The sequence below is a fragment of the Streptomyces zingiberis genome, assembly GCF_012034935.1.
Classification (GTDB): Bacteria; Actinomycetota; Actinomycetes; order Streptomycetales; family Streptomycetaceae; genus Streptomyces; species Streptomyces zingiberis.
Genome location: NZ_JAATEN010000003.1, coordinates 78551 through 101941 on the forward strand (window position 1 = coordinate 78551; position 23391 = coordinate 101941).

Consider the following 23391-nt stretch of genomic DNA (forward strand, 5'->3'; position numbering starts at 1 on the left):
CACCGGTGGCCTCATCCACGAAAGTGGGGAGGGGGAGGCCACCGGTGCGTCAGCGGCTTCCTGCAGCAGAGCGCAGGCCGGTGACCGCCGCCCGCAGCATGGATGCCGAGCCGCTGCCGTCCGCATAGAAGATGTGCTGGGTACGGGCGTGCTGCGTGATGAAGCCGGTTGCCGCGTGCTTCGCACAGCGCGTCGCGATGACGACCAGATCAGCGGAGCGAGCCTTCTGCCGGAGTTGCGCGCTGCCGACATGATCGCTGGATCGAGCGGCGTCCACCGCGGGGGCCAGTTGCTTGATCTCTTCGGCGCAGCGTGTGAGCACGGCTTCGTCCAGGGAATATAGCAGCACCTTCATGGGCGCAATATCGGAGAGCGGCGACTCCTGGTCGCCGTCGGAGGCAGCCCGCTCCTGCCAGGAGAACGGGACGTCCATTTCTTCGGACAGACGCTTGGCGAACGCCAGGTCTGCTTCGTTGAGCCGTCCCTGGTGGCGCCACAGCGGCTCCAGCAGGTCGTAGGCGAGCGTGCTGCGGGCCTGCTGGTCCGGGCAGGCGGCCAGGAACAGCCGATCGACGAAGTCCAGCGCAATCGCGGCCCGTTCGGGGGAAACCCAGCGGCTGCGATAGGCGCCGATCTCATCAAGTAGTTCGGCATAAGTCTGTGCGGAGGGGGCAGCACGCAGTGCAATCTCCACCAGTGCCTGAAGCGCGGCGAGGTCGCCGGGGCCGAACCGGTCAAAGGCGACCGCGTTCCGCACGAACGCATGCGCTGTCAGGCCCGCGGGGGCCGCATATCCGACGGCTTCGATGAACGCCCCGACCGCCCCCCAGGCCTCCTCGGCAGCCTGGTTCTCCAATCCGTCCAGCAACTCGGCCAGCACTGCGTCGTGGTCTGCCGGCGGGGGCCATGCGCTCCAGCTGCGTTCCTCGATGGCCTTGGCGCCCTGGCTGCTCCCCGCGGCTACGGCAGCGAGAAAGGCCGGCCAGGAGCCGACACTCTGCTCGGCCGGCGGCGTGTCGTCTGCGGCAATCTGCGGCCCGGGGTCCGCATCGGCGGCAGGCTCTGCGGCTGCATCGCCTTCAGCCAGGACGCGCTGAGCGTCTTGCCAGAGCAGCGGGGACAATGCGCCGACGCGGTCCTGACCGTGTACAGCTTCCGCGAGACGACGCAGGACAGGGAGGTCATCGACGATGGTGGCCGCCAGCAAAAGCACGGAGAGGGCCGGGGCGCCGAGGTTGCCTCCAGCGGTGTCCAGCAAGGCAGAGACGATCCGTCCCTGCTCCTCCAGCCGTGCCCGCGCGGCCGGCAGATCACCCTCCACCAGGGGCCGTTCCAGTGCCGCGTACACGGCGTTCAAAATGGCTTCCCTGACCGGGAGGGGAAGGTCTTGTTGGACGACGTCGGCCAGTCGGGGCAGTTGGAGGAGTTCCTCGCTGCGGCCGAGCCGGTCAAGCCGCTTGATCCTCAAGTTGGCGAGGTTGGCCGCAGTGACGCCCGCCGCTTCCAAGTGGTCGAGGACCACGCTCGAGGCTGCCTCGGCTCCCGCGGAGAGGGAAGCGTCGAACTCTGCCAGGAGCCGGCCGATCGGCTTTGCCACCCGCCACATCCTGGGGGGACGGCGCGCCTGGGTCCTTTGCATCAACTCCAGGGCCCCGGCAAGATTCCGGCGGTGCTCGAGGGTGCGCCCCGTCTCCAGACGGAACGTGGCCCGCTCGCCGGCGTAGTCGCGGATGGCCTGCTCGACGGGGTCGGCAGGGTCCAGCCATACGGGCTGGATGCCGACCTGCTCGTCATACGCGATGTAAGTGGGGCCGGCGAAGGCCCGGATCAACTCGGCTGTCTTGGCCCGTTCCCCGGGTTCCCGCGCGATGACATAGACAACGAAGCGGTCGCGGTCCGTATAGGCGCGCGGGAGCACGGCCGGGGCGTCGTCGCCGCGGCGAAGGGCCTCGACGAAGGGAAGAGTGCGGTCCTTGAAGCGGTAATCGGGATCGAGGACCGGCCAGACGCCGTTTCCCGTGCCGAAGAAGCGTTGCAGGAAAGTTTCGAGGGCCTCTCGCTGCTCATGCTGTATCTGCGTCACGAAACACTCCCCCACCGTTGTGCCAGGTCCAGCCGTGCCTGGCCGGCGTCCGGCCCGCCCACCTTGTAGGTGACTAGTTCGTCGTTCTTGGCCATGCCGCGCACCGTGTAGTTCATTGACCCGGTGAGGATCCACTCCTGCCCGCACAGGGTCTTCTCGTGGACATCGGGGTCACGCTCGATGTGCACTCGCTCCACGCCGGGCGCACTCATCCGCCGTAGGAAGGCATCATTGTGCGAGTCCGGGCGCGTGATCACGTGCACGTGGGCGCCGGCGCCCGCGATGCGCAGGAGCGTGTCAGACAGCCGCCATCCGCTGGGCGGGACGTCGCCGAAGAAGGCGTCGTAGGTGCCGTGGCTGTTGTCGATCACCTGAATGTCGGTGATCCACGGCGAGACCAGCCACAGGTCGGTGCTCGGGTCGAGTATCTCGGCCATCAGCGCCGCGGACAGCGTCGAGTCTATGCGCAGCCCTGTACGGGCGCTGGTGCGCACGGTTCTGGTCAGATCCTTCACTGGGTTGCCTCCCGCAACTCCACCCGTACACGGAGTTCGTCTCGATGCCTGGCGTAGCCGCGAACCTCGCCGTAGACGACCATGACGTCCCGGTGCACCGGGAGGGCCGGTACGCGGACCAGAGACTTGGCCAGGGCGCGCGAGGCGTCTGCGGGACAGATGAGGTCGGCGGCGCCGCTGTCGGACATCGCCTTTTGATAGGCCAGGTCCCAGTCGCTGGCGGTGACGTCGACCTCGGGCAGCCGCTCGTTGTGAGCCTCGCGCACCAGGAGGCGATCTAGTACCGGCGCGTCCGCGTAAGGCTGGTAGTGCTGGAGATCCTGTGTGCGGGCCTGTCGCCCGCGGGGCCAGAGCATGCTGAAGGCCTGGTCGGCCGTCAACTGCCTTGTTCCGCCGGCGAGCAGTTGCTTGTCGCCGACGGCGAAGGCAATGACGTTCGCATCAACTTCCACACCGAGCCTCTGCTCCAATGTGCTCCACGCGTCGACCATAGCCAGGGCCTGCGTATCAGTGTCGGGGCCGGTTCCGGGCCGGAGAAGGCGGGTGGACAGTGCTGATACCGCCGTGCGCCGAGGGCGGCCGTCCAACTGCTCCCATGCGGCCAGTAGAACGTCCAGGGCCTCCTGGGCCGACTCGGCACCGTCGGCTGCGCGCAGGGCGCGCATGGCCTGTGCGGCATCTCCCTGAGGGGCGTCGGCCAGGTGACGCAGCAACCGGGTAAGGGTGGCATCTACGTACTCGTAGTCGCTGGGTGCGAACGCGCTGGTGACAAGCGCCCAGAAGCGCCGGGGGTCTCCTGCGTAGAAGCGTGCCAGGCTCTCGACAACGCCCAGGCCCCCCATGGAGGTCTCGCTGAGCCACACGACAGCCGGTTCACCGGGGCCAGCCCCCGGCATCACGTCGACAATCAGGTCCCCGTCCTGCGCGTCGGGGCAGGCACGCTGCGCGGCGGCGAGGATCGCCGCGGCCACGGTGTCGCGATAGGCGCGCTGTGCCAGGTCCACCGTGCGCTCGGCGATGTCCGGGGCGACGAGGTGTTCGGCCGCATGGTCCACGGCGGCGACAACCTGCGGGTCGCGCAGCAACTCCGTGAGCCCGCCGACCAGCCGCGCATTCTCGATAGCGTGGTCAGGGTCGTTGGTGTCGCGATAGAGGACGTTGAGGATGCGGGGCAGTTCCCCGGTCCATGCTCCGCCAGCGAGCGAGGCTCGAATCTCGGGGGCGGTCCGGGCTTGCTTGAGGCCTTCGAGCGCGAAGGCGGTGAGGTAGACCTGGCCCAGCCACGCGCGCTGGAATTTGTTCGCGACGTCATCGAGGGCAGGGTCCTCGGCAAAGGTTTGCGAGAACGCCAGGGACCGCCATTGCGGTGACGACAGGTACTGCCTGACGGCGGGGTCTGCAGTATTCAGGGGCCGGAGCAGGATCTGCACGGCGTCGACCCCCAGCCGGAAGCCGAGCGCAGCCGGTTTGCCGTGCAACTCGTAGTGGACCTTGCGGGTTTCGACTTCGCCACGCTCGAGCGCCACCTGGCAGTCGGCGCCGAAGGTCATGCGTCGCATCTCGATGGGATTGCCGACGGCGTGCGTGCCGAAGCGGACGGCCTGCACGCGCTCGTGCCACAGCGAGGGGCTGGGAATGTCTGCCGGGGTCGGAGGCGCCTCCTGGGAGACGACGATCTGTGTGCCCCAGAGCGGGATCCCCTGCGACCGGTCGGAAATTTCCGGGCCCGGCTGCTCCAGGTTCAACTGGGTGGGCCGAAAGACCTGGAGTCCCTCCGATGCGTGCCCCTCAGGATGCCAGGTGCCCTCGGGATCGGCATGCTGAACGATCTGGGGCAGTGGCAACGTGTCGCCGGCGGGCGGTACCGGCAGCCATGTGCGGTGTTCGTCTCTGCGGTGTCCGAATCGTCGGCTGACGCGCCCTGGTACGGCCTCGCGCAGCGCTCGGGCGATGGGCAACTGCTCCAGCGTGTCGTGCGTGGTGAATGGCAGAAGCAGTTCGACCTCGGGCAAGTTCAGCGGCTCGAAGAGCGAGCGCGTGATGAACTCGGGAAGCAGCGTGCCTTCCTTGGCGCCCGGTTCAATGCGCTGGAACGACCAGTCACTGTGCAGCCGGCGCAACGCGGTGGGAACGACCGACAGCAGCAGTGAGCGAGGCTGCTCCCACAACAAAGCCTGCACCTCGTCTGCGCTGATCTGCAGCGCTCTTCCCAGGTGCTGGGCTAGTTCGTCCTGCAGGTCAGGCTTGTCGAGGATGGCCTGCAGGAGGGAGGTCAGCATGTTGTGGCCCGGCCGGTCCTCGTCGCGCACGGTATGGCTGGCGGGGGCTCTGAGTATTTTGCGGGGGTCGGCCCATAGTTTCTTCGAACGGAGTTTGCGGCCGGCCCAGTCCAGCAGGGACTGCGTGGCTTGGATCTTGAGGACGAAGCGGTTGCCGATGGGCAGGCTCCGGGCCGGCACCTGCGGCGCGAACAGGGTTTCGTATGCCTGGTAGGCGAGCCGGTCGCGGCCGTAGTCCGAGAGGGTGACCACCGTCATTGGCCGGGTGCCGCGCTCTCGGCCGGCGCGGCCGCGCCGCTGGATGAACGAGGCTGCATCGCGGGGCGCTTTGTGCTGGAGGACCAGGCCTACGCGCGGATCGTTGAAGCCGACTTCTAGGGACGCCGTCGCTACGGTCAGGTTCGCGTTGTGATCGACTCCAACGTCCTGGGAGGAGGTCCGGCCAACATGCAAGTGGTGGAGTTGCAAGGTGGGGTCGAGGTCATGACCGATCTTTTCGACGATGTCCCAGGACTGACCATCGAGGTAGCGCGCAGCGTGCTCGTTGCGTTCAGAGGAGCGCAGGCCCGCAAGGACGGGCTTCCGGCCGTTGCGCCGGCCGGCCCGGTTCTGGCCGCCTTCCGCGTCGCGCAGGTCGTTGTAGAAGCGGTTGGTGACGTCCAGGTCGTCGGTGAACAGGAAGCCGGTGGAGCCGTACAGGTATTGCCTCGTGTCCAGGTCGAGCATGCGGCCGTGGAGCATGGCCGTCTGGATCGAAGTGGACAGCAGGCTTGTTCCGGATACCGGGTCGCCGCGCAGTGCAAGGGCGTATTCGCGGCCTTCGGACTGCATGGCCTCTTCGGCCGGTTCAATCGGGTCGACGTCGCCCGGCCGCAGACCGACCAGTTGCGCAAAGAATTTGTCCGCGTCGCGCAGGGTTGCGGACAGGCCGACGAACGTCATGGGGCGTCGGGCGGCCTCACGCCAGCGGCGCAGCAGCAGGGCCACCTGCGCACCGTGCAGGCCGCTGTAGGTGTGCACCTCATCCAGCAGCACAAGAGAGGGGGCCGAGGGGGCGCCGCGCCAGCCGAGCAGCCACTCCAGATAGCTGTCGCCGCTGGAACGGTTCAGCATCTCCGTCGTGGTGAACAGCAGATCCGGCGGGTTCTTTTTGAGGGATTCCCGAGTGAGCGCAAGACGCCCGTCCTGCAGGGTGTATCCGCACCGGGTGCAGGTCAGTTGTTCACGGTCGCGCCTGCGGTCCTCGTCGGTCCACAAGAGTTCCCCCGTGCCGCAGGTTGGGGTGGTGCAGGGGAGGAACGGGCACACCACGCCGTGGGAAGTGCGCTTCCAGGCGTTGGAGACGCCGGAGTTCGGTTCGAGTCTGCGGTCCCTGGCATTCCACGGGGTGTCTCCGTAGAGCGCGCCGACTCGGATGGGACGCCGCCTGCTTTGACGCAGTGCCTGCTCGACATCGTCCACCGAGCGGATCGATTCTCGAAGCTGGTCGCGCAAGAGTTCTTTGCGCGGATAGAGCGCCAGGGTGTGCACGCGCTTTGCCGTCCCGGGGTGCGCGTGCTGGGCCATTGCAGCAAAGGAAGGCAGGTAGAACGCGAGTGTCTTACCGCTACCTGTACCGGCACCGACGATGATCCCCTTGGATCGCTCGGAGTTGAGGGACATGAACACCGACCGGGTGGCCTCCAGTTGGAAGCGCGCCAGTTTGCGGCCCTGCATCTGGGCGGTTGCGACGTGGCTTTGCACCTCCCCCCAGTGGGGCAGGTGGGCCAGTTCGCGCAGGGCATCGGATGCCCGGATATCCCGGTGCGGGTAGCGTCGAGGGGCTACGTGTAGCCGGTAGTCGGCGACCAGGCGGCGCTGGTGCTGCCACCAGCCCGGCTGTTCCTCCTTCGCCCAGCCGCCTCGGTCGAAGAGCTGCCGAAGACCGGTGGTGAGTCTGAGCGTCTCCGCCAGGCGGGTGCGATACCGCGGCGGCGATGTCACGGGAACCGGCACCTCGAACAGCAGGGCACGAAGCAGGAACTCCTCCAGCACGGCGTCGGCGGACATGCCCGTCGGGGCGGCCTCGTGTCTGTGCAGGAGATCGTCAATGGTCTCGATCACCTCGGCTCTGGAAAGGGCAGTCTCCGTGACCCCCCAGTTCAACAAGGGGAGTTCGTGATTTTCGAGGCGATTGAGAAGTTCGTTCGCGAAGCGAATATCGAGTTGCTCGGTCACGCTCCGCTCCTCTGCAGAGTGATGTGGATGTCCATCTCGAACTGGCGCAGCAGCGCGATATCGCTGTCGGTGATGTCGCGGAGCGTGGGGCTGGGGCGCTTTTCCAGCACGTCCAGGAGAGCCAGCAGTTCGCCGGGAGGATCGCTCTTGTCGAGCAGGGACTCCGCGAGGAGGGCGTACGTGCCGGTGAAGAGGGTGAGATCTGTCTTGGACAGGTTCTTGGGGGCGACGGCCTGGCGAAGGTCCTTCTCCCTGGTACGTGCGGCTTCGCGTTCCCCGTGCGACAGGATAGGGATGCGGGCCAGCGGAAGAGCAGCGACCTGAGCGGTGGCCCAGGTGGCCCATGCCGCGGTGCTCTCTGCCTTGAGCCTGCTTGCGGTTTCCTGCACTTTCTTCCTGGCCGTGTTGAAGACCGCGTCACTGGGCAGCCCATTGAGGGCCTTGCGCTCGAAGGCGGAGCGCGCGGCGTCAATGCCGGACAGGTCAGGTTGATGTGCCGCGCCCAGGGCGGCCAGTGCGTGGCTCAACTCCACCTGCGTTCTGAGTTCGGCCAGGCCCGCCCGCAGTTCTCTCGAGCGGCTCAGCGCGCGGGCCGCCTCCTTTTCCCCGACGGCGCCCGCCGCGATCTGGCGGGCGCGGTTTTGCAGCTGCACGGCCTTGTCATACACGGACACGTTGGTCACCGCTCCTCACCGTCGTTTGTGGCGGACGGGACAGTGGTGAATGCCTGCCACTCGGCACAGATTTGCCCCACGTCTTCTGCCGCACTGTCGCCTGCGGATCCGCTGGATCGTGACTGCGCGCTGGCCAGTGCCGCATCCAGCCAGTCGTCGCTGGCCACGAGGAGTTGTTGAATCAGGATGAGCGAGTCGCCGCGGTCCTTGACCGCTGCAACCACGCCGGCTTTGTGCACCGTTGTGAGGCCGGACGTGGTGTCGCCGGTCTTGGCCAGATCGTCTTCGAGCGCCGAGACAGCCTTCCAGTTCGCGTTCTTGGCGTCCTGCAGGAGCGCGTCGAATCGGCGTGTCTGCTCGGCCGTCAGCGGCAGCCCGACCTCGCGGGCCGCAGCAAGAGCGTCTCGGAGCGCTGCCATGGTCTGGACGCCAGTGGTACCTCGCGGATGACGGCTGCGGACAGAGCTGAGCACCTCTGTGTGGCGGTGCAGTTGGTCCTGGACGAGGGTCGTCCAGGACGCGAACCCGGTGACCGCCGGCCGCACCCACTTGGGAACATCCAGCGCCTGGACATCCCAGTCCCACACGGAAGCGGCCTTCTCGAGCAAAGGCAGGACACGAGCGGCGTCGACCATGTTCACGCCGCCGATACCCTGGGCGATGCCGACGGCATGACGCAGTTGCCGCACGAGATCGGGCCGCGCCTGGAGGTGTCCCTGGAGCAGGTCCATCCACTTTGGCGCACGGAACCGCCCGTCCTCGCGCCGCCACTCTTGTCCTTCGTCGAGCGCTGCGGTCAGGAGTTGAGAAGGGGCCATTCCGGGCCAGGCCATGCCCGCCAGCGCCGCCCCGAGCAGCGATGCGCGCAAAGCTGCGACGAGGTGGTCGTCGGTGATGTCCATGTGGCGCTGCAGCCGTGCGGTGAGATCGCGGCCGTGCTGTTCTGCCAGGAACGCCAGCCTGCGGATGTCCTCGGCGCGCGCCGGATACCCCCGTTCAGCTCTGAGGAGGCTGTCGAAGAACCAGCTGTCCTTGGGGCGACGCGAGAAGGTGATGGGGGCGTCCTCGACGCCGGCGAGATTTTCCTTGGCTCCCTCGATGGATACAACGGTCGCCTTCGTCGGCCACACGGATCGGCGCAGTTCGGTGCTGCCTACCTCGCGCATCAGTGGTGCGTTCCATTGATAGCGCTGCAATACGGCGGTGGAGACGACGGTGCGGATTCGGTTCGCGGTGGAGGTATCCAGGCCGCCTTCGAGGGTTACCCAGTCATCCACGGTCTCCAGCATGCGCTGCAGTTCGCCGGGAAGCGCGTCGCGTCGGTTGCTGGCGCCCGTATCGGGCCTTGGCGCGCTGTCGTCGGCCGGCTTTGAACTGGGAGCAGTTGAGGGACGGCGTTGTCCTGTCTCACCGCCCAGCGGCTCCAGAGAGAAGGCCTCCAGGATGGTGGGGTGGAGGTCGGTGGCCCGCTCAGGGGCATCTCCCCAGAACTCGAGCACGAGGTTGCGTCGCTCCGCAGAGGCGGGGTCGTGCTCGGCTACGTAGCCGAGCACGTCACGGCTGACGGGCCGGTCGAGTTTCGTGGGCCGGAAGCGTTGCCGGAAGGCGGGATCGGGGAACTCGCCCTGCTTGAGGGCCATGGCGTGTTCGACCAGGACCGGTCGCACGACGCTTCCCAGCACGGCACGTGGGTTGAAGGACCAGGGTTTGTGCTGGTCTGCCGTCGAGTGGACCGCCCTGACGAGAGAGGTCTCGTTGAACGGGTACAACCCGAAGCCCTCATCGGTTGCCCCGAATGCCGCGTGGCATCCTGTGCGAAACGAACAGCTCAGGCATTTGTTGGGGACCTCGCCGTTGTGCGCGCGCTCGAGTTCGTGGCGGCCCACCCGCCCGGCGTTCAGATATCGGCCGACGAATGAGGCGATCTCGGAGCGTCCCGTTTCCTCGGGGCTGAAGGGCACGTCCAGGTGGTAGACGTAGCCCGTGCCAGCTTGGATACGGGTCAGGGCGGTCTCGTCCAGGGACTGGAAGTAGCCGGTCGTCACGGCCATGAGGGTGCGGATAGGCGCGAGAGTCGTTTTGCCCTCGCGGTGGGCTGCCTCTACGACGGCATCCAGGAGGTCTCGCTGGACCCCTTGGATGAGGGCGAAGTCCTCGATGAGTAGGACGATCTCCTTGCCCTGGCGGTGATATTCCTCGCGCACCTGTGTCATCGCGTCGAGGAGACGGCCCGCTCCGAGATTCGCGGCGCTCTTGATGGCTGATTCGAGGTGCTTGTTGAGCAGGTCGACAGCGACGCCTTGCAGGTCGCCGCGTGTGCTGATGGTGCCGAGCAGACGTTGGGCCATGCCCGAGGCGGATTGGATGTCGCGGATGTCGAGCGGAAGGTCGCTGACACTGAAGCCCTCGGGGCGGTCCGCTTGCCCGTCCCTGCGGTTATGGATGAGTTGGTGGGCCAGTTCGGGTACGAAGTTGCCCGGTGCGAGCAGTTCGGCCCGGACATGAGGGTCGAGGAGTACCGCTGCCAACTTGCCCGGGCCGACGAGCATGCGGGCCAGGGGGCGTGATTCCGAGTGGGGAGGGGTGGCTTCCAGCGCCTCGCTCAGCTCATTGAGGATGCGCCGTGCCAGGGACTCTTCGTCGATGCCCTCAGTGAATCTGTTGATGTCGTCCTTCAGCTGTGCCAGCTCGCTGCTGTCAGCCTTGGCAATGAGCGTACTGACGACAGCCTTTAGACTGGTCTTGGACTTCTCGAGGTAGATGACCTCGCGCTGGTTTGCGCCCTCCTCCATCACGGCCAACTCTTCGCGCACCCATCGCACAAGATGCGACTTGCCCGAGCCGGAGTCGCCAACGACGGGCATGAGCAGGGCGCCGCTGTCTGCACGGAGCGCCATGAACTCCGTGAGGACGGCCCGCTCCCCGATCGAGTCGCCCTCGATGGCGATCTCTTTCCCGTCCATAATCCGGGCGCGCTTGATCCGCAGCGGTGCGTGCGTGGCAAGGAAGACGGCCCTGGAAGGGCTGACCGCCTCGGTGTTGATGGTGGAGGCTGCCACTGCCGGGTCCCAGCAGAGCGTTCCGCGGAAGTCAGCCATCGGTGGGCTCCAGGATCGTGATGTCGCTGATGGGCCGGGGGCTTCCGGGCCGTTCGGGATCGTGCAGCAGGAGGATCCTCCGGGCGTCGTCGTCCTGCTCGAGTCGCAGCCACTTCTCGTCGTGACCGCGCAGCAAGGCAAAGGAGAGCGCAGTGCCGGCCACGCTGTCACCCGGGTTGGGGAGCCCTACGGCCAGCGAGTGTGCGCCGCCGGGCAGGACGGGCAGGTGTTCTCGCAGCATCTGCAGGGCCTCGACGGCATTCACACGTTGGCCCGGCTGCCACAGTTCGAGCACGGATTGCCTGACGGCCAGCGTGCAGTCCGGCATGAGCGGGCCGCGGCCGTCAGTGCGAAAGACAGGTGCGGCAGCCAGCCCAAGAGCGGTGGCCCAGTATCCGAACCGGGGCCAGCGGGTGTCGTTGGGGAAGAGGGGAAGCACCTCCTCCTTCAGCAGTTTGCGGTCCTTGCCGTCCTCCTGATCCAGGAGTTGCTGTGCGGCGACCCAGTCGATCGGTCGCTCCATGGGATCGTGCATGAGCAACCAGGCCAGCGCACGGGTCAGGTCTTTGGGCCCTGTCGCGTCGTTGTCGACGCCCAGGTCCTTGTTGTAATCCGCCTTGAGGACGGCACGACGCAGGATGCGGGTGTAGGTCTCCAGGTCATCGCTGCTGGACAGATCTCTGGTCGGTCCGGTTAGTGAGAGCTCTTGCTGACCGGTATCGACCCGAGCCAACTCCAGGGCCTGGAGGGATGCCACGGCACAGTCGAAGGGAGGCCTGGTCGAGGTGTCCTCTGTCCGCAGGGACAGGGGACTGACCAGCGCCCGTGCCTCCTCCATCGCGATGCTCTTACCCCAATAGGTCAGCAGGCGCACGAGTGCCCATGTCTGGGAGGGGATGGCTGCGTCGACGTTCAAGAGAGTCATCAGAGTTCCTCCAGGGCACGGCGGATCGACAGGTTCGCCGGGTGGACATCGACGAGAAGAGTGTCTCGCCGTTCTGGATGCTGCATGACCCGGGGGTGGATCAGGTAGGTCGGTGCATCCCAGGCGAAGCGTTGAGTGATCTGCGGCCCCGGATGATCTGTGAACGGATCGGCCATCCAGATGACGGGGCCGGCCCAGTCCGAGAGAAGAGCGCCGTCGTCGTCGAAGATCACCGTGCGCGTGCGTGCTGTCGCCTGGAGTTGGCTTCTGAGGCGGCCGTCCAGGCCCGGCCCTCCGACGACGCTGATCCTGCGGCGGACCAGGCTATCCACCAGGCGTGCCGCCAGTACCTGGTCGCCGGCGTCTTCCCACCACAGGCTCAGGCAATGCCGTTCCCCGAAGTACGGCGTCAAGGGCAAACGCCCGGGCGCCCCCGGGGTCGGCAGCAGCGGGCGCGGTTCCCCAGCGAGCCGGTAGAATCCTGCGGGAAGGAGTTCGGCGGTGGCCCGACAGTGCGGGCAGCCCCGGCAGGTGACCCCGGTGCGGCGGTAACCCTCGCCGTGTGCGATTCGGTAATACGCCCCCAGTACATCGCCGATGCACTGATCACGTCGCAGGGTAGCCTTCAGTTCGCGAAGGGCCGACTTCCGCCCATCCAGCAGCTTTTGACGCTCAGCCATGAACCGCTCGGCAAATTGCTCGGGGTTCCTCGCGTCGGAATCGAGGAGTTGCACGTCGGCGTAGCCGTCGGCGCTGGCATAGAACAAATCAAGGCGCGCCCTCCAGGACGTATGTGATTCGCCCTCATGGATGGCGGGCTCTTGTGGAGGATGGACGGTCAGGATCCCCGATCGCATCATGAGGTTCAGGATCCGGATGTTCCATTGCCGGTTGCGTTCAAAGCCCTCGTTCATGTCGGGGGGGTAGGAATCGAGACTCACCCGGTGACGCTCCTGGATGGTCTCTCGGTTGTGGAACATTGCCTCCCATCGCTGCCACGCGCGCGGGGCGCCGATGACCACCTCATCGCTCATCCGGTCGGCGATGGCCTCGTCCTTACGCGTGGTGGCCAGGTAGGCGAGGGAAGGGCTTCCATTGCGTCCGGCCCGGCCCACTTCCTGGTAGTAGCGGTCCACTGTTTCCGGCAGACAGGCGTGCACCACCGTCTTGACGTCGTCGAGATCCACCCCCAGGCCGAAGGCTGAGGTGCCCACCACGATGTCGTATCGCGTCGGTGCATCGCCCTCCGTGGTCCTGCCGGTCCATCCCACCAGGGCATCGCGCCGCTGCAGTTCGCTGGACTCACCCGTGACGCTGGCTACGCGGCCAAGACCGTGGCTGCGGAGTCGGCCTGCCCACTCCTGCGCGTCGATGACTTTGGTCGTGTAGACAATCATCGGCTTTGGCAGGTATGAGACGGCCTCCAGCACGGCGGTCTGGCGGTCTTCCTCGTTCGGGAAGATGTCGAGGTAGTAGCTCGGCTCGTGACGGAGTTGGGAGGCCCACACGATCTCCGCCTGCTGCGGCGAAGCGAACAGGGTGTCGAGTGTCTGCACCTGCTGGCCCGTGAGTGTCGCGCTCATCGCCACGGTCGCCGGCTGCCGGCCTTCTGGCGCCTTGCTGAGCCACATTCGGTGGTGTGTGGACATCGTCTGGAACTCGGTCCGGAAACTGTTGCCCCACTGCTCGACCAGATGGGCTTCGTCGATCACGAAGTAGTTGAACAACCCCGCCTCGGCCGCGTCCTCCAGGGGCCCTTTCAGGCTTTTCACCAGAGCCTCGGGTGAGGTGAACACCAGCCGCTGGCGGCCTGCGGAGATGTCCTCCCGCATAAGCCGTCGGTCTTCTTTGGACAGTCCGCTGGTGTAGGCGTACCGGCGGGTGGGGCTGTGTGGCCCGTGCTCGTCGAGGATCTCGAAGGCGCGCCGCTCCAGGTCGGCCGCGAGAACACTTGTGGGTACCACGACAACTGATACGCCCCTGCTCTTGCTGGCCAGGAGCACGGGAGCCATTGCTACGGCGGTCTTTCCGTGCCCTGTGGGGAGGCAGATGATCGTGGTGCTTCCCGGCTCGGCGAGCGCGACAGCCCTGGCGGCCTGTCGCTGGCCGGCCGAGACATAGTGGCTGTGGTCGTCACCGAGGGCGGTGGTGAAAAACGGGTCGGCCGGGTAGGAGTCCAGCTTGCGGCGGTGCGGTGAGTCCTCACCGAGATAGATCTGCCGAAGGTCTTCTTGCGCCGCCTGGCGGGAAACAGCGTCCGGCACGGGCGGGTGCCACGGCAGCGCGCTCACCCACACGTTGGTGCCGCCATCGCGTATCGCCGTCTGACAGCGCATCTCCTCCCATTGTTCTCGCGTGGGTAGCCACGGGAGCAGCGGAATCGTGAAGCCGGAGGTGTTCTCTCGCGCTTGAGCCTCGAGCAAGATCTGCCGGGTGAGCGAGGCCAGGTCCCGCCACCTGCCGGGTTCGCCGGTCAGAGCGTCACGGAGCCTGCGCAACGTCCCTTTCGCCCCGGGAACGTCCGGGAGTTGCTGAAGGCCTCGGTACTCGGAGAGGTGGTCGAAGAGCGTCTTGGCACCGGTCCAGTTGTCAGTCACTGCGAGGGATCCTCCTGAGCCCCTGCTTCACCAGGCATGTCGCCGCCACGAGGCGGACCGTCGGGTTGCTCAGTCCCTGCACCAGCGCGTCGGTGATGGCGACATCCAACAGGTAATTCTCCTTCTCGCCCAGCAGCCGGCCTGCTGCCTGGCGGGCTTCGGCCTGGGACCTTGCCACGGACAGGCGCTGGCGTCCCTGCTCCTGGGCCCCGGCGCACCTGTCGGCCAAGTTTGTTACCCGCTTGAGTTCTGCGCGAGCCACTGCCTCGGCACCCCGCGCGGATGCGGCGTAGCGCGCTTGCCCGTCGAACAGATCCATCAACTCGTGGATGTTCTTGGAGTTGTAGTTGTGATCCGTGGCGCGGTAGGGATCCTGCAGCCACCTTCGGATGTCCCCGTCCACCAGGGCTTCGGATGCTCCGGCCGGTACCCACACCTTCAGTGTGAAGGGCGGGAGGAGCCGTTCGGCTTGGCGCCGCAACGCAGTTTCCGCATCGCGGGGCTGCTGTACGAGCGGCAGCGTCAGTGCGAGCGCCGAAGAGATGTCGGCTTCGACCACATAGTCAAAGCCGAAGTAGGGCTGCGGCTCCCCACGGTGTGCCGCCTCCGCGCGCCAAAAGGCCGTGGCTTGACCGCGGTCGTCGCACCAGACAACGCTGGCGAGCGTGTCGACCAGCCGGTTTCCGATGCGGAACAGCCGGGTGCCGGGAGCCTTGAGGGCCTGCGAGCGACTGCACGTGCCCTTGGCCATCTCCTCCGTGAGGTTCGCTCGGTCATAGAGGTGGGGGGAGATGAGGGGGCGTGACTTCAGGTCGAATACCTCACACATCACGTTATTGATCTTGCGCTCGGTGTGACGGAGCTTGATCCCGTCCGAACCGTCCCGTCCGGTGTAGCCGAGCAGGTCGTCGCGGGTGGCGGCCCAGTCGGCGTCAAAAGTGGCCAGCCGTTCGGCGAAGTCGATGTCGTGCGGCGATGTGTCGAAGATCGACTCAAGGGTGTCCATGCTGTCGATCTCACGGCGGGCTCGAGCGAGTTGCTCCTGAACCGCCTCGGCGAAGTCCGGCAGGCCTTCCGGACCGTGCTCGAGGGCCTGAGCCCAGACAGCGGGGAGGCCCTCGGCGATGGCGTCCTGAAGCGTGGACACCGATCCGTCGAAGATGCGGTACCCGTCGGTGAGCAGCGAAAGCCATTCGTCGCTGTGGGCTTCAGCGTCCGTGAGAACGTACTGGCGGGGTGCCTGGCGCTGCTCGTTGGATTCGACATATCGGTCGGTGCGGCCCAGGCGCTGCTCCAATTGATTGGGCGACCACGGCAGACGCACGTGGACCACGGACCGGGCTGCCTGGAGGTTCAGGCCGTCCTCCGCAGAGTCGTCGGCGATGAGAACGGCAGCGCTTACGACGGGCTTTCGCCATGAGGAAGTCGCCATTTCAGACGCGTCGGGGCCTGCGCTGCGGGTGTGCTCGAAGAAGCTCACCTTGGGAAAGCGAGTTCGCAGACGTTCGGTGAGCGTCGAGGCGAGGGATCCGGGGCCGCAGAAGACAGCGATGCGGCCCCCTTTACGCAGGGCGGGAAGAAGGGCGTCGATGAGCTCGTCGACTTCCCGGGCTTCCTCTCCCGCGCTTTCTGACTCGAGGTTCTCCAGAGTCTCCGCCTCATGCGGCGCCACCGGCACGCTGGAGAGGTACTTCCGCTCCCTGGCACTCAGCCCGGCACGCTCAGCAGCGCCTTCGTCACGACGCACCTTCCAGCGCAGGGTGTCCAGATAGTCGGCAGATGAGCCGCCCAGACGGGAAGCGAGCACGGCCAGGGCCAGCGCGTAGTCGGTGCGCCGGTTCTCCAGACCCTCGTCGAGGAGATAGCCCCATAGCTGGGTCTGCCACGCCAGGAGGCTGTCGGCGGCCGGGGAGTAGGACTGGGCCATCAGCTTCTCCGGCTCGGCACGGCCGCGGACCTCGTAGGCGACGGCTGCCGAGTCGTCATTCTGGCGCAGGACGTTCGACCTGCGGTTTCTGATCACTCGGCGGTGCAGCCGGTAGGTCTCGCTGATGTGCGCCCGAAGAGCGGTCACCCGCGACTCCAGATCCGGCATCCTCACCTCGTCGCGGAGGCCCTCGTACTCGTCCAGCAACTCGAGCACGTCAGCAGCAAGGTGCGTGAAGCGGGAGTCCTCCGGGGGCAGCAACTCCTTGATCATTTCGATCGTAGACGGCAGCAGAGGGTGGAATTCCGCGTCGAGGCTAAGAACGTGGTTCGCCAATTCGGCCCGGTGTTGGTAGCGCCGTGCGAACTCCTCTCGCTCGCTCCACTTGTAGACGTCCGGATCGAGCAGGTGCAGTAGCCCCAGGTGCGTGGTGTGGCTAGAGGTGACGGGTGTGGCAGAGAGCAGGAGGAGCCTTGACGCGGAGTGCGCGAGATCCCGCAGTGCGCGATAGATGGGGTCAGTGTCATCGCGGTCCTGGACCAGTTGGTGGGCCTCGTCTACCACGACGAGATCACTGCCGTGATACTGCTCCCACAGGTCGGGAGAGTCGTGGGAGATGATCCTTACGCGCCTGGGGAAGTCATCGGTGAAGAACTTCGTACGCAGTTCGGTCATCCACTGCCGGCGGAGGGCATCGGGGACGAGGAACGTGACGCGCGCCTGCGGATTGTCAATCAGGGTCTGCAGCGCCACGTACGAGGCTTCGATCGTCTTGCCGAGTCCGACTTCGTCGGCGAGGAGATAGCGCTGGACGGGGTCGGAGAGCACGGTCAGCGCGGCGCGGACCTGGTGCGGGTAGATCTCGGCGGCGGCCGCCAGGAGAGCGGGGGTGCTGGCGCTGGCCGCGCGCTGAGCGACCAGGTTGTGCAACATGGGAAGGCGGGCGTTGTACAGGTGGCCGGATTCGTTGCCGCCGGACACGAGGACCTCAAGTGGATTGCGCACCGGCTTGTTCCAGCGGACCCGGAGTTCGGTTTCGGGGACCGGCATGTCGTAGTCGGCGTTGGGGAACCGGACGAAGTATCCGTTGGGGGCCGTGTCCAGAATGCGGCCCGCCATCCACTCGCCGGTGCTCGGATTGTGCCGGAATGCCCGTGTCTGGGCCGCCAGTCGTACCCGTCTACAGGCCGGCGCGGGGACGATCTGGGACTCGATTGTGGGCTCGGCCGTGGACTCGAAAAAGTCCACGCGCAATGAGCCGTCTGTGATAGCTCCCACCCGTCCGATTCCAGGGCCTCCCCGGAACTCGACGAGGTGTCCGACTGCGAAGCCCGAAGACATCTACTGGTCACCCCCCACCTGCTCGTATGACAGTGCTGATGAGCCTAAACGGAGGCACTGACAACAGCGTCGAAGATGGCGAATACGAATCCGCATAGGCATTCGAGAGTGGCCGGGAGCTGTCGGTGATCCTCCGCTCACCGCACGACATACCGATCTAAGAGCGCTCAAAGTGGGTGAGGTAGGGGTGTAGGTGCGCATCATTCTGCATATGACGATGGCTCATTCTCGACCCGCGTGCGTGGCTGGTCCGCACGAGCACAGCCGGGCCCAAGACGCCCAGTCGACCCCTCCGCAAGGTACCGATCGAGACGATTCCGTCCGCCCGTCCCGTTGAGGCCGGAACAAGAAGCAGTTGAACTGCAGTTATTCCAACCGCCCTGCCCGCGTCAGTGGCATGAGCTGTACTGTCTGGACGCCGTCCGCCTCGTTCCGCTCAGCGCAGGTGGGCAGGGCTCCTGTCACACCAAGAAAGAAAATGATTGTGAACGTCCCCGCTCCTGCCGGAATCGCGACGCTCGTCGCCTACATCGCCACCATCCTGGCCGCCAACCTGGCCGTCACTCACATCGGCGCCCTGCCCGTCGGCTTCGGCTACGAAGCCCCGGCCGGCGTCTACATGGTGGGCCTGGCCCTGGTGCTGCGCGACCTCGCCCGTGAGGCCGCAGGCCGCCGTGCGATCCTCGCAGCGATCGCCATCGGCACTGTCGTCTCTTACTTCCTGGCCGACCCGGCCCTGGCCTTCGCGTCGGCCGCCGCGTTCGCCGTCGCGGAGACGATGGACTTCGCCGTCTACGAGCCGCTCCGCACACGAGGGCTCCTTGTCGCCATGCTCGCCTCGAACGCGGTGGGACTAGTCGCCGACAGTCTGATCTTCCTCAGGATGGCATTCGGCTCCTTCGACTTCCTGCAAGGGCAGATCCTCGGAAAGGCGTGGATGACGCTCGGGGCCGTAGCGGTCCTCGCCTTCCTACGCCGCCGAAAGCTCACCGCCGCAGAAGCCCTGCCCCCCGCATAAGGCTGCAAAATCGGCAGCTCCAGACGGTTCGCTATCCTTTAACTAAAGGATCATGGGGCTGCCGTGGGCGCGCTGCAGAACAAGAGGCTGATCGTCAGCGTCGGTGCGGTGCGCGCCCACGCGCTGGCCTCGGGTGGCTGGTGGATGGTGTCCCAGGGAACGACTCCCGTGCAGGGTCGCCCGCAGCAACCGTCCGGGCCGCTGTTTGGGGTAGTCGCGGTGCCATAGCACCGGGTGGTCGGCGGACTGCTGCGCCGCTGCCCCGGCCGACCAGATCAGTTCCGCACCAGCGGCCGAGCCCGAGCAGGTCCAAGCATCGGCAGGCAGCTGCTGCGGCTCATGACCGTGCTTCAAATCTGACCTGCGCAGGGCTGCGACCGGACGTGGCGATCGATCGCGGCCCTGCACTGCGCCAGCCGCAGTGTCGGCAACGGCGCAATCGTGGACCGGAGGCAACGGATGAAAAGTGGACCCGTTGTCAATTGATGTTGGTCATTCCCTGGTGTTGGCGGCGGGGACCCGTCCGAGGTCTCGGCCGCGCATGCGGTAGCTGTCTCCCTTGAGGGAGATCACTTCGGCGTGGTGGACGAGGCGGTCGATCATGGCGGCGGCGACGGTGTCGTCGCCGAAAACCTCGCCCCAGCGGCCGAAGGGTTTGTTGCTGGTCACGATCACCGAGGCCCGCTCGTAGCGGCCCGAGATGAACTGGAAGAACAGGTTCGCGGCCTCGGACTCGAAGGGGATGTAGCCGACCTCGTCGACGATGATCAGCGGGATCCGGCCGAGCCGGACCAGCTCGTCGTCCAGGTGGCCGGTCTCATGGGCCTTCGCGAGGCGGGCGACCCACTCCGCAGCGGTCGCGAACGCGGCCCGGTGACCGGCCTGGCAGGCCCGGATGCCCAGGCCGGTGGCCAGGTGCGTCTTCCCCGTGCCGGGCGGGCCGAGGAAGATCACGTTCTCCTTCCCGGCGACGAAGTCGAGGGTCCCCAGGTGGGTGATCGTCTCCCGTTTCACCGACCGCTGGTGGTCGAAGTCGAAGTCCTCCAGCGACTTGCGTGACGGGAAGCGGGCCGCGCGGATGCGGCTCTCCGCGCCGTGGGCGTCGCGGGCGGCGACCTCCCGCTGCAGGCAGGCGGCCAGATACTCCTCGAAGCCCCAATCCTCGGCCTTCGCCCGCTCGGCCAGCCGCGACGCCGCCTCCCGCAGGGCCGGCGCTTTCAGGACCCGGGTCAGATAGGCCAGCTCGGAGGTGACGTCCCGGCCCGGGGAGGTGGTCGTGGTGGTGGTCATGCGATCTCCTCCTCCTTGCCGAGGCCTCCCTCGATGACGCCGAAGATGCGGTCGTAGGTGTCCAGCGACCGCTGTTCGACCTCGACCTCGTCCTCGTCAGTGGGGTTCTTGCAGGCGGTCAGGCGGGCGGCGCCGGCCGCGGCGGAGTGGGCCGGGTCTGTGATGGTCTGGTGGCGGGCCCAGCAGCGGACGTGCCGGGCGACCTCGGTGCCCTCGCAGAACACCAGCACCTCGTCCAGCCCGGCCCTGACCTCGATCCGGCGGCCGATGGCGAGAGGGTGGACCGAGTAGTCGCAGGTGTCGACACGGACGTAGTGGTCGCGTGGCAGCCGCAGCGACGTGCGCCACCAGATCGGCGGGTCGACCGGCGGCAGCGGCAGCATCCCCGCCCGGTCCGCGTCGACCCGGTCGGCGGGACGTGCCTGCAACGTGCGGTGGACCCGGCGGTTCGCCCGCCGCAGCCAGTCCTCCAGCTGAACGTTGAAGTCGGTCGGTGACGCGAAGACCCGGCCCGGCAGGAACGAGGTCTCCAGATAGCCGTTGGCCCGCTCGACCAGGCCTTTCGCCTCCGGATCGCCCGGACGGCACTGGATGATCCGGATCCCCAGCAGTCCCGCGAACGCGGCGAAGTCCTCCGTCAGCCGCGGCCGGCCGCCCCGCCAGGAACCGACCGCCCCCTCGTTGTCCCAGACCAGAGCCCTGGGGACCGCACCCAGCCCGGTCAGCAGCCGCCCGTGCCCCGCGATCAGATCCGCTGCCGACCGGGTCGGCAGCATCCTCGCCATGATCCACCGCGAATAACCACTGACCATCACCAGCACCGGCGCACTGCCGGTCTGCCCGAACCCCAGCGGGACCTCGGCCGGCGGAAACCACAGATCGCACTGGATGAGCTCACCCGGCTCATAAGCCGTCCTGGACACCGGGTCCGCCGGCACGTAGTCCCGGCGCACATCCCGCAGCCGGTCCCGCAGCACCGTCATCCCCCGCTGCCAGCCGATCCGCTCGGCCACCACCGTCGCCGGCATGTCCGGCCAAATCTCGAGCAGTTCCCGGATCCTCGGCTCGACCTCATCCACGATCGACCCCTTCGGCGCCCGCTCGTACTTCGGCGGCCGGTCACTGGACACCGCCCGCCGCACCGTGGTTCGTGAGATCCCGAGCTTCCGCGCGATCGCTCTGATCGGCATGCCCTCGGACCGATGCAACCGGCGCATCTCCGCCCAGTCCTCCACGCTGATCACCCTTCCTCCCTGCCTGACTCAACGAGCCAGACGGTTCAGACGGGCCACTTTTCATCCGTTGGAGGCGGCAACGTTTTGAGGCGTTGCCGACACCGCAGCCGCGCTAGTCGAGGCTGATCCAGCCGTCCGGGATCCAGCCCTCCACGTACCCCTCCAGGAAGAGACCCAGGTCCGCGATACCCATGTCAGCGGCGTATCCGGCAGCTTGAGCGTAGGAAACCCAGACCACTCGCCCATCGCCGCCCCACACACCGCCCGCGAAGGACACATGCGCGGTGACCAGACGGCACCGGACAGGCCCCCCGGACGCAACTCCCGGCGCGGCACTGCGGATCCGGGCGGCGACCCGCCCCATCCGAACTCTCCCCCCTGGGGCCAGCTCACGGACCAGACGCCGGGCGGCCCTGCCATGGGGCTCGCTCCCTTGGCGCTGCACAGCGGGCAGCCTCAAGTGATGACCGGCAGCGGATGACTCGGGCCTCATCAGGGCCACCCGATGCTCCGGATCGAAGCAGGCGAGTAAGACATCACCATCCATACCTGGTGCATACATGCCCATAGTGGGAACGTAGCCGGGGTCGGCGCGCCGCGCACGCCCGGACGGGCGACGGGGCGATACGGCACACCGGGACGCAACCCCTACCGCGGCGAGCCCGCCGGGGGCAGGGCTCCGGGACCGGGCCAGATCTGGAAGCCGAAAACGGCCTCCAGGCGAGCGATGGTGCCAAGATCGGGCAGCACCCTGCCATGCAGGACCCGGCTGATGGTGGAGTGCGTAATCCCGGTGGCCTCGGCAAGAGTGCGCAGGCTGTACCCACTTACAGCGAGGGCGTTCTGCAGGTTGCGGGCCAGCGCCTGACCGTAATGGGCACTCACGGGAGCGTCCGCCGGGAGAGCGGCATACGGCCAGGTGTCATCGGCGACATAGTCGCGCGGCACCTTGTCGTTACTACTCCGGGGCATGCCCGGATCATCCCATGCACCCGTCACCCGCCGACCTCCTGATCGCCCAGCGGTCGACACCTCACCAACCAACGGTGCATACATACACCATTTGAACGTGCTGTCTCGATACCCTTCGACGTGTCGGCTCAACCGCATCCCGCCGACCGGGCGCCATCAGCGCATGCCCGGCACGGCAGGACCGGGTACGTCACGTTCACCCCGCAGCCGCGCGTTGGGGCCATGCCCCGCAGCCGGCCACCGCCACCGAGCGCGCCACCCCGGCTCCGGGCGGGCGTCCACGCGCTCACGCAAGCCTCCAATTCACTTCCGTGCGCCCCTGCTTTTCATCGTGCACCACACTGACGCTGAGTAACTGAGGTCGACGCGAGAAATGCCAGGCCAACACGTCTACGACCCGAGAAGCGTATTTCTGCATCGACGGACTTCCCGTTGCTTTTCGGATCGCGTTCGAGGCCACCGGGATTGGGTGACTGCGGCTTTGCGGGCGCATTTCGGGAGAGGATCCACCCCACTGAGACGCGCCGGGTGAAATCCATCGGCGATGGTCGAGACGGAAATGTTCGAGGGTGGTCTTTCATGCAGTTGCAACCGGCCCTGGCTGTCCTCGATGAACTGCGGTCTTTGGCTGCGGAGGACGACAGCCGGCTCTGCGCGGCGAAGGACCGCCTGGCTGCGGCGGAGGCCGAGGTGAGTGCCGCCCGCTCGGCGTTCGAGTCGGCGAGCACGCGCGCCGAGGTCTCCGAACGCGTGATGCGCGGCGCCGAGGAACTACTCGCCCCGGATATGGCGCCCCACACCAGCGCACCGACCTCACCGCACCCCGGGCCCGCGGTACAGCGGGAGCCGCGGACGACCGCCCAGGAAATAATGACCTTCGTCCGGCCCCGCGGACGCGCCACCCGGAGCGAAGTCGTTGAGCACCTGCGCCTCACACGCCCGGACCTCAAGCCGAGCAGCATCCGGCGTCGAATGAGCAAACTGTTCGCCGACAAAAAGCTGGTGCGCGTGGAGCGCGGGACGTACGCGCCGTCTCCGGCCGCCGCAGAGGGTGATGCGTAGCGGCCGCTCTTTCGACACCCGAATTACCCGCACACGCGTACGTGCCGCCGAGTGCAAGTCGGCGGCACGAGGACACGCGTTTTTCTGGGCTCACGTATCGGTCTCGATAGTAGGCGCTTTTCGCGCCGACGCGGGAGCCCTGCATGAATTCGGCCTTC

The 23391-nt window shown here is 66.9% G+C and carries 14 protein-coding genes; 2 read left to right on the plus strand and 12 right to left on the minus strand.

Annotated features, from left to right (window positions below; translation table 11 throughout):
- Positions 1 to 49: 49 nt before the first annotated feature.
- Genes dpdD through dpdE form a run of 8 tightly spaced genes read right to left on the minus strand, consistent with a single transcriptional unit; the run spans position 50 to position 17656 of the window.
- Positions 50 to 2083, minus strand: coding sequence for a protein DpdD (dpdD, locus tag HCK00_RS04595; protein WP_168100461.1), 2034 nt, complete (start codon positions 2081 to 2083; stop codon positions 50 to 52).
- A complete protein-coding gene (dpdK, locus tag HCK00_RS04600; RefSeq protein ID WP_311765147.1) occupies positions 2080 to 2598 on the minus strand; it encodes a phospholipase D-like domain-containing protein DpdK in 519 nt (172 codons plus the stop codon). Before dpdK ends, dpdD begins: the two co-directional genes overlap by 4 nt.
- A complete protein-coding gene (gene dpdJ, locus HCK00_RS04605; protein WP_311765148.1) occupies positions 2595 to 7094 on the minus strand; it encodes a protein DpdJ in 4500 nt (1499 codons plus the stop codon). Before dpdJ ends, dpdK begins: the two co-directional genes overlap by 4 nt.
- Complete coding sequence (locus HCK00_RS27320; protein WP_240965260.1) at positions 7091 to 7777, minus strand: hypothetical protein; 687 nt, start codon at positions 7775 to 7777, stop codon at positions 7091 to 7093. The genes dpdJ and HCK00_RS27320 overlap by 4 nt, the downstream gene beginning before the upstream one ends.
- Positions 7774 to 10866 (minus strand): protein DpdH, encoded by a 3093-nt coding sequence (gene dpdH / locus HCK00_RS04610; protein ID WP_168100463.1) that lies wholly within the window; start codon positions 10864 to 10866, stop codon positions 7774 to 7776. The genes HCK00_RS27320 and dpdH overlap by 4 nt, the downstream gene beginning before the upstream one ends.
- Entirely contained in the window at positions 10859 to 11791 is a 933-nt protein-coding gene (gene dpdG / locus HCK00_RS04615) for a protein DpdG (protein WP_168100464.1), read from the minus strand. The genes dpdH and dpdG overlap by 8 nt, the downstream gene beginning before the upstream one ends.
- Positions 11791 to 14388 (minus strand): protein DpdF, encoded by a 2598-nt coding sequence (gene dpdF, locus HCK00_RS04620; RefSeq protein WP_168100465.1) that lies wholly within the window; start codon positions 14386 to 14388, stop codon positions 11791 to 11793. The genes dpdG and dpdF overlap by 1 nt, the downstream gene beginning before the upstream one ends.
- Entirely contained in the window at positions 14381 to 17656 is a 3276-nt protein-coding gene (gene dpdE, locus HCK00_RS04625) for a protein DpdE (RefSeq protein WP_168100466.1), read from the minus strand. Before dpdE ends, dpdF begins: the two co-directional genes overlap by 8 nt.
- A 478-nt stretch (positions 17657 to 18134) precedes the next feature.
- Here dpdE and HCK00_RS04630 point away from each other — a divergent pair, with 478 nt between their 5' ends.
- Positions 18135 to 18674: a VUT family protein gene (locus tag HCK00_RS04630; protein ID WP_206319950.1), complete on the plus strand. Its 540-nt coding sequence runs from the start codon at positions 18135 to 18137 to the stop codon at positions 18672 to 18674.
- Positions 18675 to 19166: 492 nt separating this feature from the next.
- On the opposite strand, the gene istB is transcribed toward HCK00_RS04630, so the two are convergent.
- The 4 genes from istB to HCK00_RS04645 all read right to left on the minus strand — a co-directional run bounded on the left by istB (position 19167) and on the right by HCK00_RS04645 (position 22171).
- Positions 19167 to 19964 carry an IS21-like element helper ATPase IstB gene (gene istB / locus HCK00_RS04635; RefSeq protein WP_168100467.1) on the minus strand — a complete coding sequence of 266 codons (798 nt, stop codon included), beginning with the start codon at positions 19962 to 19964 and terminating at the stop codon, positions 19167 to 19169.
- On the minus strand, positions 19961 to 21208 hold the full coding sequence (gene istA, locus HCK00_RS04640) for an IS21 family transposase (RefSeq protein ID WP_168100468.1): 1248 nt from the start codon (positions 21206 to 21208) through the stop codon (positions 19961 to 19963). Before istA ends, istB begins: the two co-directional genes overlap by 4 nt.
- Positions 21209 to 21311: 103 nt before the next feature.
- Positions 21312 to 21437, minus strand: a complete 126-nt coding sequence (locus HCK00_RS28115; RefSeq protein ID WP_277348172.1) for a hypothetical protein — start codon at positions 21435 to 21437, stop codon at positions 21312 to 21314.
- Positions 21438 to 21847: 410 nt separating this feature from the next.
- A complete protein-coding gene (locus tag HCK00_RS04645; RefSeq protein ID WP_168100469.1) occupies positions 21848 to 22171 on the minus strand; it encodes a helix-turn-helix domain-containing protein in 324 nt (107 codons plus the stop codon).
- Between the two features lie 579 nt (positions 22172 to 22750).
- Here HCK00_RS04645 and HCK00_RS04650 point away from each other — a divergent pair.
- Positions 22751 to 23233 (plus strand): hypothetical protein, encoded by a 483-nt coding sequence (locus tag HCK00_RS04650; RefSeq protein WP_168100470.1) that lies wholly within the window; start codon positions 22751 to 22753, stop codon positions 23231 to 23233.
- Positions 23234 to 23391: the final 158 nt, after the last annotated feature.

Excerpts from the sequence above, each read along its gene's own strand:
- dpdH (WP_168100463.1), bottom strand. The coding sequence starts at position 10,866 with ATGGCTGACTTCCGCGGAACGCTCTGCTGGGACCCGGCAGTGGCAGCC.
- dpdG (WP_168100464.1), bottom strand. The coding sequence starts at position 11,791 with ATGACTCTCTTGAACGTCGACGCAGCCATCCCCTCCCAGACATGGGCA.
- dpdE (WP_168100466.1), bottom strand. The coding sequence starts at position 17,656 with ATGTCTTCGGGCTTCGCAGTCGGACACCTCGTCGAGTTCCGGGGAGGC.
- HCK00_RS04630 (WP_206319950.1), top strand. The coding sequence starts at position 18,135 with ATGATTGTGAACGTCCCCGCTCCTGCCGGAATCGCGACGCTCGTCGCC.
- istB (WP_168100467.1), bottom strand. The coding sequence starts at position 19,964 with ATGACCACCACCACGACCACCTCCCCGGGCCGGGACGTCACCTCCGAG.
- HCK00_RS04645 (WP_168100469.1), bottom strand. The coding sequence starts at position 22,171 with ATGCCCCGGAGTAGTAACGACAAGGTGCCGCGCGACTATGTCGCCGAT.
- HCK00_RS04650 (WP_168100470.1), top strand. The coding sequence starts at position 22,751 with ATGCAGTTGCAACCGGCCCTGGCTGTCCTCGATGAACTGCGGTCTTTG.